Raw genomic sequence first — 16,326 nt, 5'->3', positions numbered from 1 at the left:
AGGCCAGCCCACTCACAGAGCCTTACTGCGGACCGAGTTTGTCCATCAGCGCAGCCAGACGCTCGTACTCGTCAGGCTTGAGGTCGGTCAACGGTGCGCGTACCGGACCGGCATCGTACCCTGCGATCTTCGCACCCGCCTTGACGATGCTTACCGCATAGCCTGCGCAGCGGTTACGGATGTCCAGGTATGGCAGGAAGAAATCATCGATCAGCTTGCCCACGGTCTCGTGGTCATCCGCAGCGATGGCCTTGTAGAAGTCCATGGCCGTCTTGGGAACAAAGTTGAACACCGCCGAGGAGTACACCGGTACACCCAGCGCCTTGTAGGCCGCGGCGTAGACTTCAGCGGTCGGTAGGCCACCCAGGTAGGTGAAGCGATCACCCAGGCGACGGCGGATGGAGACCATCAGCTCGATATCGCCCATGCCATCCTTGAAACCAATCAGGTTGGGGCAGCGCTCGGCCAACATTTCCAGCTGGTCAGGCTTCAGGCGACAGACGTTACGGTTGTACACCACCACGCCAAACTTGACGGACTTGCACACTGCCTCGACGTGCGCGGCCACGCCTTCAGGGCTGGCTTCGGTCAGGTAGTGCGGCAGCAGCAGGATGCCCTGGGCGCCCAGGCGCTCGGCTTCCTGAGCCTGCTGGATCGCTACGCGGGTCGGACCACCGGCACCGGCCAGGATCGGGACCATGCCCTTGCAGGTGTCCACGGCCGTTTTGATGATGTCGGAGTATTCCTTCTGGTCCAGCGAGAAGAACTCACCGGTGCCGCCAGCCGCAAACAGGGCGCTGGCACCGTAGGGCGCCAGCCATTCCAGGCGCTTGATATAGGTATCGCGGCGGAAGTCGCCCTGCGCATCGAAATCGGTTACCGGAAAGGACAGCAATCCGGATGAAAGGGTGTGCTTGAGTTCTTGTGGAGTCATTTTGTTGCACCTTGCTTGATGGCGTACGTGGCTAAGGAATAACCGTTACTTGTTGTACGACATCGTATGACTATAGAAAGTAAAGTGCAACCTAGATGAGAGTCTATGTCTGACTGGAAAGGCGCAACCTAGAGCAAGTGGCTGAAACAACAGAACAATTTCTTACAATTACAGGGCTAATAGGCGTCATGGCTTGGCTGCATGAAGAGCCTAACCGTTTTTATTCAAATCGGTAGAGTTGGCTTATTCCCAGTCCTTTTTATGCTTCCAACCGATTGAATATTGCCAAGCATCTTGCCGCACGGCTGTATGCGCCCTTCCCTTCAGAGCATCTCTTCAGTCATCGCATTACCTCGCCGTATTGCCTGTGGTGGCATGCCGAAGCCGCGTATAAAGGCCTCTCGCATATGGCGGCGATCACGAAAGCCGGTTTCCTTGGCAATCACATCTAATGAATGACGACTTTGCTCGATCATGAGTCGAGCCGCTTCCAGGCGAAGACTCTCGATAGCCTTGGCAGGTGATTGGCCGGTTTCCGCAGTAAAGACACGGCTGAACTGACGCGGGCTGAGGTGAACGGATTCGGCCAGCTCTTCCACGCTCAAAGGGCGGCTCAGGTGTTGTCGGGCATAGTTCAGGGCGTTCTGGATACGATCAGACTTAGGTGCAAGGTTTAGCATTTCGGAATGCTGGCTCTGACCACCGGCACGTCGTTGGTGCATGACCAGCTTGTGTGCTACCGACCGGGCAACCTCATTACCCAAATCCTTTTCCACGATTGCAAGCGTCAGATCAAGCCCTGCCGTCATCCCGGCTGACGTCCACATCGGACCGTCCGTGATATAAATACGGTCTTCCTCGACACGGATCTCAGGATAACGCCGCTGCAACTCCCGTGCATATGCCCAGTGGGTGGTCGCACGTCGTCCCGCCAGTAATCCAGCTTCCGCCAGTACAAAGCCACCGGTACAGATTGCGGTCATCCGGCGCGCCTGGGTACTGGCGTCCTGAATAAAACCAAGCACAGCGTCAGGTGATGGTCCAGCCAGTGGATTGTTTACCCCCGCCACGATCCAGGTATCCGCCTGGCTATCGGGCCCGAGTGCCCGAGAACCCACCGTCAGGCCAAGCGAGGAGCGGACCTCGCCGCCCTCCAGCGAGAAGTTCTCGACTTCGTAGAACGGCTCGCCTGCCACCACGTTGGCATATTCGAAAACCGTTTGCGTCGCCAGTGAAAGGATCTGGAACCCGTTTGACAGCATGTAGCCTACCCGGTGCATGATCGTCTCCCTGACGATGTCCTGAAAACGCACCATAAACGTCATTTAGGTCGCGGTCAATTCACTGCATGATGCCTCCACACCCACCCAAACGGAGCAGCATCATGAACACTCTTCATCAAGGCACTGCACTCATCACTGGCGCCTCTTCCGGTATCGGCGCGGTATATGCCGAGCAATTGGCCCGTCGCGGTTATGACCTGATTCTGGTTGCCCACAACCGTGAGCGACTCAACACTCAGGCCGAGCGCATTGCCACGCTGACCGGACGAGCCGTGGAGGTCCTGCCTGCCGATCTCAACGATAAATCATCTTTAGCAGCCGTTGAGGCAAAGCTCAAGGAAGACGCCAGCATCACTCTTCTGGTGAACAACGCGGGAATCGGTACTCACACCCCATTACTTGGGAGCGATATCGAGCAGATGGTGCGAATGATTTACCTGAACGTGACGGCACTCACTCGCCTTACCTACGCTGCCGTTCCGGGATTCGTCCACCGCGGCAAGGGCGCCATTATCAATATCTCCTCCATCGTCAGCCTTGCACCAGAGATCCTCAATGGCGTCTACGGCGGCAGCAAGGCGTACGTGACGGCGTTCTCTCAGTCTCTGAGCCATGAACTGGCCGACAAAGGCATCCGCGTACAGGCCGTCCTGCCCGGCGCTACGGCCACTGAATTCTGGGATATCGGCGGTCTGCCGCTGGAAAACCTCGACAAACGCATCGTCATGTCACCGGAAGACCTGGTGAAAGCAGCGCTGGCCGGCTTTGACCAGGGCGAGCTGATCACCATTCCTTCGTTGCACGCCCTCGAACGCTGGGAAGCCCTTGAAGCGGCCCGCCAGGCCCTGGCCACGCAGCTCTCCAGCAATACGCCTGCTTCCCGCTACGCCTCGTACTGATCACTTCTACATTCAACCAGGAGACTTCACCATGAACACAAGCGGAAACACTATCTTCATCACTGGCGGTACGTCTGGCATTGGTCGTGCACTGGCCGAAGCCTTTCATCAACGCGGGAACAAGGTTATCGTTGCGGGCAGACGCCAAGCACTGCTCGATGAAGTCGCCAGGGCTAATCCCGGTATCGATACCATCGCGCTGGATATCAACGATCCGGAACAGATCAAAGCCGTCGTCCAAACAGTCATCAAGCGCCACCCTACCCTTAACGTCATCATCAACAATGCTGGCGTCATGCCGTTCGATAATGCGGCCTCCGGCGCACTGGACGATGAACAGGCGGTGCAGCTGCTCATGACCAACCTCCTGGGTCCGGTCAGGGTCAGTGCTGCATTTGTAGAACATCTAAAGCGGCAGCCCGAAGCGTACATCATCAACAACAGTTCGATTCTGGCCTATGTACCGCTGGCAGTTACCGCACTGTACTCCGCCACCAAGGCGGCGATTCACTCTTATAGCCTGTCGCAGCGCTTCATGCTTCGGGATACGTCAGTAAAGGTGCTGGAAATCGCACCGCCATGGGTCGATACCGATCTCACTCACAAGAGTGGTGATCCACGCGCCATGCCGCTGGATGAATTCATTACGGAGATTCTGGAGAAGCTGCAAAGCGCTGAAACGGAAGTCATTGTCGATCGTGTTGCGGCCTTCCGCGCCAATCCCGGCCCCAATGAGCATGCGTTGGTAGAGCAATTCAACCAGGCCCTGATTGCCAACCCTATTCCTGTCGGCTGAATACGCCCCAGGCCACTCGTCACGGGTGGCCTGGGTGATTCACTGGAGACGCTCATGAAAGGTCTTATCGCGCCACCCACCTTGCTTGCATTGCGATCCTTGAGTTTTGCGTATTTCGTCCAGGCGGTAGGTGCTTTGTCCGTGGTTGGCTGTCTGCAGCAGATTTCCCAGGAATGGTTGCTGACCGATACCCAAAGCGCGTACCTGATCTCCCTCTTCGGCATCACCTTTGCCCTGGCTGCGCCCCTGCTGCAGGTCGTTCTGGGACATCTACCCAGACGGCGGCAGGTTCTGCTTGGCCTGGGCCTTTTCAGCAGCGCTTCGCTTCTATTCGCACTGGCGCCAAATTACGGCGTGCTGGTGCTGGCTCGCGTTCTTATGGGATTGGGCGCAGGCTTTATCGGTCCGGTATTGGGTGCACTGGGCTCAGCCCTGGTTGACCGGGCCCAGCAAGGCCGCGCCATTGCCATGGTATTGTTGGGATTGAGCGTGGCCGGGATGGCAGGCATTCCCTTGGCCGCCTGGATCGCTCAGCATTGGGACGTACGCTCGCTTTATCTGATGCTGAGCGTCGCGGGCTTCATGACTGCCCTTCTGATTGCCCGATTCGTTCCCGACTATGTGCAAGGTGAGCGCATCGCGGTTTCAACGGTTGTATCCCTGCTCACACGCCTTGGTTCGCTCAGTACCTTTCTGGTGGTGTTTTTCATCACTTCAGGCGTGTTTTCTACCTATGCGTTTCTGTCCCCCATCATCCGCGATGTGTATCACGGTGGGCCAGAGGACGTGTCTGTTGCCCTGACCGTGCTGGGCATAGCGGGCGTAGCAGGCAACCTGTTCGTGACACGGGCTGCCGGACGTTACAGTGCAGAGCATATGCTTCTGTCCGGAATCAGCCTCCTGGCCGTAACGCTTCTACTCTTGGGATACGGTCCCGCTCACCTGGGCTGGCTGCTGCCTGTGCTGGTTCTGTGGGCATTCGCTACGGACATGGTATGGCCTTCACAGCAACGGCGGGTAGTCGAGCGTATGCCGGAACGACGCGGTATCGCCCTGGCGCTGACGGCTTCCTTCATGTTTTGCGGCATTGGATTTGGATCGGCGGTGGCGGGCTGGGTCTATCCTGCCTATGGCTATACGGGCGTGCTAAGCGCCTCATTACTGTTCTTTGTTATGGCAACTGTCTGCCTTGTGGTGTCATACAGTCAGACTAAGGCTGCTATTCCAGTGGCGTAAATCGTATGAAAGGTTAACCACAACGACCCATCGTAGAAGAGCCGTATGGATACGCTGACCCTCAAGCCGATATCAGAAGCAGATGTGTCTTTTCCTCTTGGTTTGAGGAGACGCGTGCTTGTACCTCATGAAGTGGCAGCCGGTATGCAGCGCTCCGAGGAAGAGCATAAGGCCCGGGTATTGGCGCACCTTGAAAGTGGCCAACTGATAGTGCTTGAGAACACACCCATAGGGGCTCATCAAGGTAGTGAAATCAGACAGTACGTGGAAACTGCTTCAGCTCCAAATCATCCCGGAGCAACAGGGCAACGGTATTGCCACTACCCTGGTGACAAATCTGTTGCGTGAAGCGCGATGTGCATCCATACCGGTGGTCTTGACCGTACTCTAGAACAACCCAGCCAAGCGGCCCTACGATCGGCTCAGCATGTCCGTAACCAAGGAGTGGAAGTTTGTATACCAGATGCAGGCGGGATAGTACGGCACCGTAAAAGACGGTCAAAAATGAAAAGCCGCCCCGGAGGGCGGCCTTTGCGGTTACACCTTGAACTGATCCATTAGGGTCTGTTGATGGTTGGCCAGCGCATTCAGCGACTGGCTGACCCGAGCGGACTCTTCCGCCTGCTCTGAAAGCGACTCCGTGACCTCACGGATACCGCTGACGTTACGGTTGATTTCTTCTGCCACGGCGCTTTGCTCTTCAGCAGCGCTGGCGATCTGCAGGTTCATTTCGGTAATGACCGAGACGGCATCACCAATCTGACGCAGGGCCGACACGGCTTTACCTACATGCTCGACGTTACCCTGAGCCTGCCGGTGACCATCGTGCATGGAATCCACTACGTTCCGCGTGCCCTTTTGCAACCCTTCGATCACCTGACGAATCTCCTCGACCGACTCCTGGGTCCGCTTGGCAAGGCCACGCACCTCATCGGCCACGACCGCAAAGCCACGGCCCGCATCACCAGCCCGTGCCGCTTCGATGGCAGCGTTCAGCGCCAACAGATTGGTCTGCTCGGCAACTCCCCGGATGACCTCCAGAACGCTGCCAATCTGCTCGCTGCTTTCCGCCAGACCCTCGACCTGACTCATGGACGCGCTCATATCAGCTGCCAGCTTTTCGATGCTGCGCGTGGTCTCGGTAATGATGTCCAGACCTTCATGGGTCGCATGATCGGCCCCACGTGCAGCCTCTGCGGCCTGTGCAGCGTTGCGAGCAACGTCATGGGCCGTGGCGCTCATCTCGTGAGATGCCGTTGCAACCTGCTCCACCTCATGGAACTGGTGCTGCATGCCCTCACTTGTACGAGTCGCAATGGCCGCAGACTGGTCCGCCGTTGTGCGCGCATCCTGAACCGAGCGCTTTACGTCCGCAATAATGGGTTGGAGCTTGTCGAGGAACCGGTTGAACCAGCCCGCCAACTGTCCCAATTCGTCCTGCTTGGCATATCCCAGGCGGCGGGTCAGGTCACCTTCACCACTGGCGATGTCCTTGAGCATGGCGGCAACGGCCAGAATCGGCCGGGTTACGCTGCGGGCAGCGAACCACATCAATACCAGACCGCTCAGCACCGCAATCAGGCCCACCACAACCGAGAACACACTGTCGGAAACGCGCCGCTCGTCCAGCTCATCGGATAGTTGAATGGCACGGGACAGAACCAGCTTCTTGGGCGCCTCAAGCAGGATGCCCCACGGCTTGGCTTCCGGGATGGGCCTGATTGGCTCGATGACACGTACCAGATCATCATGGGACAACATGGCAGACTCGCCTGTCGCCAAAGCCTGCTTCAGCTCACCTGCCTGACTGGCATAGATCTTGTCCAGGGACTCTCCCAACCGCTTGGCATCCAGGCTATGACCCGCCAGGAGACCAGCTGGGCTGATGATGCTGACCTCGCCCTCCCCCTTGTACAGCTTGTCGCTGGCTTTTTCGGCAATCTGCTGAAGTGTGTTCAGGCTGATATCAATGCCGATAACACCGGTCACCTTGCCGTTTTGCTCAATAGGCAGGGCGATGCTGGTCATCAGGACCTGCTGCTCATTCACCTCATCGAAATAAGGGTCCAGCAGACAGGCCTTACGCGTATCACGAGGACAAGTGTACCAAGCGTTATAGGCTGCACCACTCGGCCCGGGAGTCGTCTTGGTAAGCTCTTCTTCGGTCATTGATTCGAAATCGAATGTTCCCGGCTCCCCTTGAGACCAGTACAAGGCAAAACGGCCACTTGCGTTGCTGCTTTCCTCTTCCGCATTGATGAACTGTCTGTCCTGTCCGTCTAGCGCGTTGGGTTCGAAGGCAATGTACAGCCCCAACAGGTCAGGGCGTGCCTTGAGTGCGTTGCCCACTACCTCAACCAGCTCCTGACGCAATTCACGGGCACTGATAGCCCCTCTTGCCTGCTGCTCACTCAGCAACTTGACCTGGCCTGCCAGGCCCAGTCCGTAGTGATAGGCACTCATGAAGTCTCGCTGGATGCGCAGCGCCTGGGCTTCGCCTGAGGTTTGCAAGCGAAGCTCCGCGGACTGCTCAAGCATGCTGGAACTGGTCTGCTTGACCACCTCACCGCTACGCTTGGCCTGGTAAAGAGACGCACCGACTAGCAGTGTCACAATAGCCAGCAGGCATAAGCCTGCCAGCGCAGTGATCTTCAGCTGGATTGAAAGACGGTTGAACATAGTAAAGGCCTGATTAAATTGATGCCTTTGCTATCGGCCTACTCCCGCTGCGCTTGATTAGATTATTCCTATGAAGGATTTAAACATTCCTATTGCAGGGTTACGGTTTAACCTTGATGGCCCGAAGACTTCGGCCATCCACCGGCCAATACCTTGTACACCTGCACCAGATCCGTCGAGACGCGGGTGGCACTGTCCACCAAGGCGCTTTGAGTCTGGATCAGCTCACGCTGGACATTCAGCACGTTGATGAAATCAATGGCGCCTTCCTTGTAGCGCGCCTGGGCTGTTTCCAGCGCGATACGGTTCTGACTGACCGCTTGTGCAAGCGCCGCATGGTGACGTTGCTCAGCACTGTAGGATGTCAGTGCATCGTCTACTTCATGCCAGGCAGCCAATACGGTGCGTCGGTAATTCAAAGCCGCTTCCTGCTGCTGACGTTCGCGCAACTCCAACGTGCCGGTCAGGCGTCCACCTTGGAAAACAGGCAGGTAAAGGCTGGGACCGATCGAGAACTGGCGGGCGCTCCATAACCCGAGATTAGAGCCTTCTAGTGCCTGGAAGCCAAAATTGCCGCCCAGGCTGATGCGTGGATAGAAATCCGCTTGGGCCACGCCTACGGCTGCTGTAGCCTGATGCAGAGCTGCTTCGGCCTTCTGGATATCCGGACGACGACGGGCAAGCTCCGACGGAAACCCCACCGGTACGGCCGACGGCGGCTCTGGCAAGTCTCGCGGCTGCCCCAACTCCTGGCCGAGCGCATGGGGCTCCTGGCCAAGCAGATAACTCAAGGCATTGATGAGACGGGCCTCCTCTGCCTCCAGCAACGGAATACGGGCTTCGATCGTGGCCACCTGGGCAGCCGAGTTGGCAGTGTCCAGGTTGGTTGTTACACCATTCTCAAAACGGGTTTTGGTAAGTGCCTGACTTTGCCTGGCAATATCCAGGTTCTGCCGGGTAACCGCCAACGTTGCCTGAATACCCCGCAGGCGCAGGTAATCCGCTGCGGTTTCTGTCGCAATGCTCAAGGCGACGCCATTCCGTTCAGCCTCGCTCAAGGCAACGCCTGCGTTGGCAGCCTCCAGGGTACGCCTGACATGGCCCCAAAGGTCTACCTCCCAGCTCGCCTTGAGGCCGTACTGCCAAAGATTGAAGTCGGACTTTCCATTATTGCCCGAGGCATCCATAAGGCCTTGCTCGCTGTTGCGTGCACGCTGGTAGCCTCCTGTAGCCGAGACGTCTGGCAGTACATCCGCACCGGCAATCTGCAGCAGCGAACGACTCTGCTCGAAGCGGCTGCTGGCAAGAGCCAGGTCCAGGTTGGTGGAGGCGGCCCGCTCAACGAGTGAGGTCAGGAGTGGATCGTTAAACTGTGTCCACCACGCCTTTTCAATAGGATGGCTAACCGTCACGCTGCCAACGGCCTGTGACGGGCCTTGCCAAGCCTCGGGCAGGACCGCCTCAGGTCTATGAAAATCAGGTCCCACGCTGCACCCGGAAAGCACGGCCAACGTGATAGCCAATAGAGAGCGGCGCATCAGTGAACCTCTCCCTGAGTATTAACAGTCGCCACCACCGACAACCCTACACGCAGATTGGCAACGGCTGGCTGATCAGGCTCGAACACGATCTTGACCGGGACCCGCTGGGCGACCTTGGTAAAGTTGCCGGTGGCGTTATCGGGTGCAATCGCTGAAAACGCAAGACCCGTAGCGGGTGCGAGACTGTCGATATGGCCATGCAGGACCTGATCCGGGAAAACATCGACCCGCACATCGACCGGCTGATTGGCCTGCATCCTTCCCAGCTGTGTTTCACGGAAATTCGCCACCACATAGGCTTCACTGACCGGTACCACGGCAAGCAACGGTTTGCCCGGCGCTACGTAGGCACCTACCCGAACCGAGCGTTGGGCAATCACGCCATCGCGAGGCGCTACAATATGAGTGTATGACACATTCAGGTCGGCTTGTTCGCGTGCAGCTTCGGCCTTTGCCTGGGTGGCTATTGCGACATCGCGCTGCGCCTTGAGTACGGCCAAGTGCTTCTGGGCCGCGACGCGGGCTGCACTGTCACGATCCCTGGCGGCCTGCCATTGCAGGAGTTCGGCCTCAGCCTTCTGCTGCTCCTCGACGGTACCGGCCCCTGCCTTGGACAGGTTGCGATAGCGCTTGGCATTGGCTTGGGCAAATGTAAGCGATGCATCGGTGGCACGCACCGTCGCCGCCGCCTGATCGATGATGGCAGCCTGACGATCGATTTCAGCAGTCAGGTTGGCCACCTCGGCCGCAGCAGCCTTCACCGCCGCCTGAGCCGAAGCCTGCGCCGCCACGAAATCCCGGTCATCGATACGGGCCAACAATTGGCCTGCCTTGACTGGCTGGTTATCCGAGACGAGCACCTCGGACACCATACCTGCGATCTTGGGCGCGACCAGTACTGAATCAGCGGTGATAAAAGCATCGTCTGTGCTTTGCGTTCCATCATTCTGAGCGACATGGACACAGGCATACAGGGCGCCAAGCACAACGGCGACGCCGACAAGAGAAAACGCGGTTTTATGACTCATGGCATTACCGGAGGTTGAGGTGGATAAGCCCGCTTGGGCAGGGTCAGCAGGACCAGCAGCATGAATGCCGCGACGCCGATCAGAGCCAGATAGGCGTCGCTGAACGACAGAACGAAGGCCTGCTCGCGAACGCGGTGGCTCAAGGCCGACATCGAATCGTTGGTCAGCAGAGGTAATAGCTGGGCCTGCGCCGACCCGAGCCGGTCAAGCAGGACATTAGAATGAAAGTGCTCACGCACCGTGATGAAATGCTCCAGCAGCGCCGCACCGATTACAGAGAAAAGACCCCGTACGGTATTGACGGTGGCGGAGGCAAAAGGACCTTCAATAGGCTGTACCACACCCGTGGCGCACATGAGCAGCGGAACCACAATCATCGGCTGCGCCAGGGTCTGCAGGATTTGCAAGGTATAGAAATCGTCCCGAATCCAATCGCTTGTCAGTTGGGAGCCACCCAGACAAGCCAGCGTCATCAGGCCAAGGCCACAGGCAATGACCCAACGGGAGTCCACCCAGTTGCGATTGATGACAGTGGCTACCAATGGCGCCATAAGAAGCTGTGGCAAGGCGATCATCAGAGCAATCGGCATGGTTTGCAGGGGACGGTAGTCATGCACGTGGGCAAGATAAGCGGACGGAATCGCCACACCCGACATGCCCAGGATCAGAAAACTGGCCAGCGTAACGATGCCGAATGAGAAATTGCGTCGACTGAGCAGTTGCAGCTTTACCAGCGGAAGCGGGTGAAACCACTCGTTGATCAGAAACAGAGGAAACAGGATGGCAGCGCCGATGAACAACGTGCGGATCAGTGGCGAAGCCAGCCAGTCCAGCCGCTCCCCCTGCATCAGGGCAATCACAAACATAGCCACACTGCCACACCCAAGCAGTGCACCCAGCCAGTCGGCTTGTTTGAAGCGCTCAAGACGCAGCGGGTCCTGCGGCAAGCCATAAGCGATACAGGCGGCGGCGATCAGGCAGGAAGGCACCACCTGCCAGAACACCAGATGCCAGTCCAGATAATCCGTCCAGACGGCAGCCAGCGGTACGGCAAGGTTTGGGCCGAACGTCGCGGTCAGGGCATAGGCTGAAAGACCATACAACTTGATATGCCAGGGCAGGAAGCGTAGCGCCGCCGTCATCAGGAGCGGCGGCAGCGCCCCTCCGGCCAATCCCTGGAGGACGCGTAAAAACAGCAGCGACGGCAGATCTGGTGCAAACGGACACAGCAATCCCAGGAAGGCAAACGCCAGTGTTACCCCGATAGCAAATCGGCGCAGCGAGAACGTGACCGCCAGCCACGGTGAAATGAGCATCGCCGACACCTCGGCGGCTCCGTACAATGCGCTGATCCAGGTGCCTTCGTCATGACCGATTCCAAATACGCCCCGTATATCTGCAAGGGCGATTTCCGTTACGCGGTCGTTGAGACCTGAAGTCAACGCTGCAATCAGGACACCGATAAGTCCAATAGCCAAACGCCAGCCAAAGGGTGCTGGAGCTGGCGCCGGTGGCGCAGTAGGAGACATAGAATTTCCAGAAACGAAAGGGCTCGAAACTAAGCCTATGGTGCAGAAGCAATATGCGGTACAGTGTACCGAACAGTGATACACAGGACAATATCCATGACGACCTCTGAGCCGGAACGTGGTGCCATTCAGGTCATTTCACGGGCAGCGGCCATCCTTCGTTGCCTTGAAAATGAACCCGCAGGGCTAAGCCTTGGCGCTATCGCCAAACGCATCGACCTGCCCCGCTCCACCGTGCAGCGGCTGGTGGATGCACTGGCATTGGAGCAGCTGCTCGAGGTTCATGGCGCTGGCGGCGTGCGGTTAGGACCAGCCCTGATCCGGTTGGCGTCCCGGAGCCATGGCGATATCACCCAGCGGGTGCGCCCCTTTCTGGAAGAGTTGTCCAAGCACACCGGCGAGACGGCTGTACTGGTGCATGCCAATCGCGCTGAATTGATGGTGCTGCACTCGGTTATATCCAGTCAGGAACTACGAGTAGCACCCACCCCCGGTAACTTTCTGGCCATTCACGCTACTTCGGGTGGAAAAATGCTGCTGTCGGGCATGACGGACGGCGTAGTAACCCAGCTGCTTGGACCCGAGCTAAAAGTGCTTACTCACAAGACCCTTTCCACCCTGCCCGCCTTGCTCGATGAATTGCAGCAGATTCGGGAGGATGGCTTTTCCTATGATCGCGAAGAGCACATGCTGGGTGTCCATGCCATGGCTATCGGCATTGAAACGCCTCAAGGCCGGTATGCCATTTCCCTGGTTGGCCCTGCCTGGCGGATGGAGGCAAATGACGAGGGCCTGCGCCGCGCGTTAACAGATTGCCGTAACGCACTAGCCGACGCGCTGCGTAGCCCTCAGGTCGATCATCCGCCGGCTGGATGAGTCAGGCGAGTTCTGCACCTTCTGCAACCAATGGATCGACTCCAGCATTTTTGTCGGCCAACTGAAGCACCTCGCTGATTGCCTGACTGACAATGCTCGGGTGGTCTTCAGGATTGAAATGTCGCCCGCCGGGAATGGATACCAGAGAGGCGTTCAGCTCAGCTGCCAACTGCTGGCCTGAAGCGAACGTAATGGAGTCCGAATCTCCCCAGACGATCCGCTTGGGCCCACGGATGACGGACAGCTTCCCCGCCAGTGCCTGGGTGTCTTTCGAGTCCAGACAACTGATCTGATGCGCAAAGGCCTTGGGGCCGATTGTTCGCGAGTACGGCTGCCAATGCAGGCTGATCGACTCCTGGCGGCGGGCTTCGTTATCGTGTCCTAAGTTGTACACACCGCTTAAAAAGAGTGGCTTGAACAGACTGGGTGGAAGCTGTTCGATGACCGACGCCTTGAGTTTGGCCAAGCGCACCGTAGGAACGGGCCAATTGTCATACGCGACGCTATCGACTAGCACCAATCCGCTGCTGAGCTCAGGATGCCTGACCAGGAGTTCCTGAAGTACGCCCCCGCCGAGGTCATGTCCGACGAAGACGGCTTGGGTGATGTTCATGTGCTGCAGCCAGTCGTACAGGTAGTCCGCTTGTTTGGGAAGCGAAATGTCGCGCTCAAGGCCCTCTTCTATCGACCAGCCAAAGCCCACCAGCTCCCAGGCAAGGCAACGCACACCCGGCTTGCAGACCTGCGGAATCACATAACGCCACAGACGTGGATGAGTAGGAATACCATGTACCATGATGACGGGTACTGCACCTGGGTCGGAATCACCGTGCTCCTCCCACCGCATAGTGATGCCATTGACGAGGGCTGTACGAATAAGCTCGGGCGCTGCCTGCTCATTCGCATCGATTGACGCCTCATTGGCACTCGGCTTGAGCAACGCGCTACCCAGCCCCAACGCCGCTGCAGCCGACACCATACTGCGCAGCCCTCCACGGGGCATGGCCAGTGCACAGGCCGCCGCCACGCTACTCAAGATCAAGCGTTTCTTGTCGAAATTGAAAGATGACTTGTTCATGTGACCTCCAAACCTGTTCAAGGTGTGGGCCACAATATGAGACCGGAGGTTCCGGTCAGAACCAGAGAGACGACAAAGGGCGTGTACTGGCAAGGCAGACAACACCCTCTGAATAATCGGAGCCTAACGCTGAAAGGCGCCGTGTAGGACCTTACTGGTTAGGCGCGTGGCCATATTTCTTGATGAACTGCTTTTCCATTTCCTGGCAGGCCTGCTGGATCGAGAGACGATCCCCTGAGCCAGCGGCGGCAGCATCAGCGCGCTGATGACAGGCTTCGATCGTACTCCGTTCGTTGGCTTCAACCTGAGGCGAAGGCCCGCGGGTAAAGAGATAGATCATGCCGCCAAACAGTGCGAAGGCAAAGGCAATGGCACCGACGGTCATCCAGAGGCAACCGGCCTTACTGGGCGGCGGCTCGGGCTCATCGGTATTAAGATGGGTATGGGGGCTTTTATCTTCTTTCACAACGGGACCTCTAGCCGTGGGAACGCGAATCTAGCATGTCTTTAACGCTTCGATAACTGAAAGGATGTGCAGGTTCTCCTTATCCTGTCCTGGTCAGCCCATAAACCAGCGGCTGATGACTGTATGCCTGGACCTGGAGGCGTTTGCGATGACGAAACCACACCCTGCAGAACGCAACGGCCAGTAGCACCTCTGCCAAATCACCACCGTAGTACATCCATTGAGCGGCAGATTCGATCTCGGTAAGCGCATAACCAAGCCCATGGGGATAACCAAACCCATACATGATCTTGGCCAGCCCTGCGTGGGCGGCCATAGCGATGAACAGCACGACCAGCCGCAGGCGCAGCGTAGGCCGATGAGGCGCGGAATCAGGTCCGGCAATGGCCCAGGTGAACAGATACCCCGACAGGATAAAGTGCAGATGCAGCCAGGTATGAACCCATGGGCTGGTCTGGCTTAGCGCAAAAAATGAGGTCAGATACAGAACATACATACCGCCTATATCCAGAAGCGCCGCCGTAATCGGATGAGTCAGCACACGCATGAAGCGCGTCGCCAACAAGCGAACCAGTACCCGTGCCGTATCAATGGGTATAGTGCGCAGCACCAGCGTACCCGGTGCGCCAAATACCAGGCCCAGCGGCGCAAACATGCCCAGCAGAAGGTGCTGGAGCATATGTCCGCGAAGGTCCTGATGAGCAAAGCTCGATACCGGTGGCATGAAGGCGACCACGATCAGGACGATGCCAACCGCAAAGCTGAGCGTACGCCAGCCGGACCATGTCCGCCCTTGCCGCTGCAAGCAGATTACACCGAAGCAGTAGAACAACCAGACGATGATAGCCAGCAGGATCGGGAATACCGCTACGTGGCCCGGCCCCAGGAAATAGGCATGCATTATCAGCAAGGCTCCTAGGGGTTATGGGCTGACGTAGGTGCGTCGGGCTCTTCTCAGCAATAAAAGGCCAATCAGCAGCAATACGATACCCGCGAGGTTCCAGAGCAGGTCATACAGCATTAAATTGTCGACGTATCGGACCTGATGCAGGCGCAGGACTTTGTGATCAATCAGGCCATCGAACAGTTGAAATGCCCCCATCCCCATGAAAAAGCCGGCCCAGGCCTGAGGTTTGGCAAAGGCTTTACGCTCCCGCAGTTCGGCCACCATGAAAAACCCGACAATAATCAGAATGAGTTCGGCCGAATGCAGGATGCCATCGGAAAGCAAGGCGAAAGCACCCGTGCCACGATCCACAAAATGATGCCAGGCCAAGACCTGGTGAAAAATGATTTCATCGATGGCGGCCATGAAGCCGATCCCAATAAGCAACGCAGCTGTCAGGGATCGGCGCGCCAGTAGCGTGGCTGATGTTCCGGTAGCCATGGGCATTCCTTCTTGTCTCGGTCACTCACTCGTCTTATCCAGTGGTCTGGACAAACCTCTGTGAAGTAAGACGCAAGACGAGCGGGATCGTTCGAGGAAAGCCACTGGTTCAGCGCAGGCAGCAATTACCTGTCAGGCAATTTATTACTCTACTCGTATGGCGGAATGCACATCCTTGCTTTCAATCCATCCCTCTACCGGCTGCTGATCACCCGTAGAGATCTGGATCTTTTTCCAGCGCTTGTATTCACGCGTATCCACTATCCGTACGGATGTGCCAGCTGCCAGACGAGTCTGCACATTCCCCCGCCGAGCCGCTGCCGTGTCATACACAACAGGCCATTTACGCACCAACACGTTGTCTGTCTGCACATGCCAGGTTTGCTCGGGACCTGCTTCACGAAACGAAACTTCAGCCGCATGCACTGTGATCGAGGAGAAAGAGGCACCCAAAAAAGCCAGGCTTAACATGAGGGTTTGCGCGGCCTTCAGCCTGTGATTCGGGTGTTTCCTTGGGGTTGCCATTAAGTCGCTCCATGCAATGATGGCGCTATGACAGTGTTCGATGCAGCAGGTTCGATGCAATTAATCATT

Annotated in this window: 15 protein-coding genes and 2 pseudogenes; 5 read left to right on the top strand and 12 right to left on the bottom strand. The window is 57.5% G+C overall.

The window, feature by feature from the left end; all coding sequences use genetic code 11:
- Window positions 1-22: 22 nt before the first annotated feature.
- Window positions 23-934 carry a 5-dehydro-4-deoxyglucarate dehydratase gene (kdgD, locus tag JQR90_RS09390; RefSeq protein WP_010797261.1) on the bottom strand — a complete coding sequence of 304 codons (912 nt, stop codon included), beginning with the start codon at window positions 932-934 and terminating at the stop codon, window positions 23-25.
- 323 nt (window positions 935-1,257) lie between these two features.
- Window positions 1,258-2,214 carry a GlxA family transcriptional regulator gene (locus tag JQR90_RS09385; RefSeq protein WP_010798199.1) on the bottom strand — a complete coding sequence of 319 codons (957 nt, stop codon included), beginning with the start codon at window positions 2,212-2,214 and terminating at the stop codon, window positions 1,258-1,260.
- 104 nt (window positions 2,215-2,318) lie between these two features.
- Here JQR90_RS09385 and JQR90_RS09380 point away from each other — a divergent pair, with 104 nt between their 5' ends.
- The 4 genes from JQR90_RS09380 to JQR90_RS09365 are packed head-to-tail and all read left to right on the top strand — an operon-like array spanning window position 2,319 to window position 5,496.
- Window positions 2,319-3,116, top strand: coding sequence for an SDR family NAD(P)-dependent oxidoreductase (locus JQR90_RS09380; RefSeq protein ID WP_010798198.1), 798 nt, complete (start codon window positions 2,319-2,321; stop codon window positions 3,114-3,116).
- A 31-nt stretch (window positions 3,117-3,147) separates the two neighbouring features.
- Window positions 3,148-3,912, top strand: a complete 765-nt coding sequence (locus JQR90_RS09375; RefSeq protein WP_010798197.1) for an SDR family oxidoreductase — start codon at window positions 3,148-3,150, stop codon at window positions 3,910-3,912.
- 54 nt (window positions 3,913-3,966) lie between these two features.
- On the top strand, window positions 3,967-5,148 hold the full coding sequence (locus JQR90_RS09370) for an MFS transporter (protein WP_010798196.1): 1,182 nt from the start codon (window positions 3,967-3,969) through the stop codon (window positions 5,146-5,148).
- Window positions 5,149-5,193: 45 nt separating this feature from the next.
- On the top strand, window positions 5,194-5,496 hold the full coding sequence (locus JQR90_RS09365; RefSeq protein WP_125912895.1) for a hypothetical protein: 303 nt from the start codon (window positions 5,194-5,196) through the stop codon (window positions 5,494-5,496).
- A 189-nt stretch (window positions 5,497-5,685) separates the two neighbouring features.
- Here JQR90_RS09365 and JQR90_RS09360 read toward each other — a convergent pair.
- The 5 genes and pseudogenes from JQR90_RS09360 to JQR90_RS09340 all read right to left on the bottom strand — a co-directional run.
- A pseudogene (locus JQR90_RS09360) lies at window positions 5,686-6,207 on the bottom strand (methyl-accepting chemotaxis protein); the annotation flags it as partial.
- Between the two features lie 384 nt (window positions 6,208-6,591).
- Window positions 6,592-7,611: pseudogene (locus JQR90_RS09355) on the bottom strand (PDC sensor domain-containing protein); the annotation flags it as partial.
- Between the two features lie 323 nt (window positions 7,612-7,934).
- Complete coding sequence (locus tag JQR90_RS09350; protein WP_434140752.1) at window positions 7,935-9,365, bottom strand: efflux transporter outer membrane subunit; 1,431 nt, start codon at window positions 9,363-9,365, stop codon at window positions 7,935-7,937.
- Window positions 9,365-10,396, bottom strand: coding sequence for an HlyD family secretion protein (locus JQR90_RS09345; RefSeq protein WP_010798192.1), 1,032 nt, complete (start codon window positions 10,394-10,396; stop codon window positions 9,365-9,367). The genes JQR90_RS09350 and JQR90_RS09345 overlap by 1 nt, the downstream gene beginning before the upstream one ends.
- On the bottom strand, window positions 10,393-11,925 hold the full coding sequence (locus JQR90_RS09340) for an MFS transporter (RefSeq protein WP_010798191.1): 1,533 nt from the start codon (window positions 11,923-11,925) through the stop codon (window positions 10,393-10,395). The genes JQR90_RS09345 and JQR90_RS09340 overlap by 4 nt, the downstream gene beginning before the upstream one ends.
- A gap of 96 nt (window positions 11,926-12,021) precedes the next feature.
- Between JQR90_RS09340 and JQR90_RS09335 the strand changes: the two genes are divergently transcribed.
- Window positions 12,022-12,801 carry an IclR family transcriptional regulator gene (locus JQR90_RS09335; RefSeq protein WP_010798190.1) on the top strand — a complete coding sequence of 260 codons (780 nt, stop codon included), beginning with the start codon at window positions 12,022-12,024 and terminating at the stop codon, window positions 12,799-12,801.
- A gap of 1 nt (window position 12,802) precedes the next feature.
- Here JQR90_RS09335 and JQR90_RS09330 read toward each other — a convergent pair whose 3' ends face one another.
- From JQR90_RS09330 to JQR90_RS09310, 5 genes are all read right to left on the bottom strand, one after another.
- A complete protein-coding gene (locus JQR90_RS09330; RefSeq protein ID WP_286790707.1) occupies window positions 12,803-13,879 on the bottom strand; it encodes an alpha/beta fold hydrolase in 1,077 nt (358 codons plus the stop codon).
- A 151-nt stretch (window positions 13,880-14,030) separates the two neighbouring features.
- Window positions 14,031-14,345: a hypothetical protein gene (locus JQR90_RS09325; RefSeq protein WP_010798187.1), complete on the bottom strand. Its 315-nt coding sequence runs from the start codon at window positions 14,343-14,345 to the stop codon at window positions 14,031-14,033.
- A 79-nt stretch (window positions 14,346-14,424) separates the two neighbouring features.
- Complete coding sequence (locus JQR90_RS09320; protein WP_010798186.1) at window positions 14,425-15,246, bottom strand: cytochrome c oxidase assembly protein; 822 nt, start codon at window positions 15,244-15,246, stop codon at window positions 14,425-14,427.
- A gap of 21 nt (window positions 15,247-15,267) precedes the next feature.
- Complete coding sequence (locus tag JQR90_RS09315) at window positions 15,268-15,732, bottom strand: DUF2243 domain-containing protein (RefSeq protein WP_010798185.1); 465 nt, start codon at window positions 15,730-15,732, stop codon at window positions 15,268-15,270.
- Between the two features lie 144 nt (window positions 15,733-15,876).
- Window positions 15,877-16,257 carry a hypothetical protein gene (locus tag JQR90_RS09310; protein ID WP_010798184.1) on the bottom strand — a complete coding sequence of 127 codons (381 nt, stop codon included), beginning with the start codon at window positions 16,255-16,257 and terminating at the stop codon, window positions 15,877-15,879.
- Window positions 16,258-16,326 lie beyond the last annotated feature (69 nt).

Origin of the sequence: Pseudomonas sp. JZ114 (genome assembly GCF_051027705.1) — a bacterium.
GTDB classification, from domain to species: domain Bacteria; phylum Pseudomonadota; class Gammaproteobacteria; order Pseudomonadales; family Pseudomonadaceae; genus Chryseomonas; species Chryseomonas luteola.
Note: the sequence above shows the minus strand (reverse complement) of the source record. Positions and strands in the feature narration are given on the sequence as shown.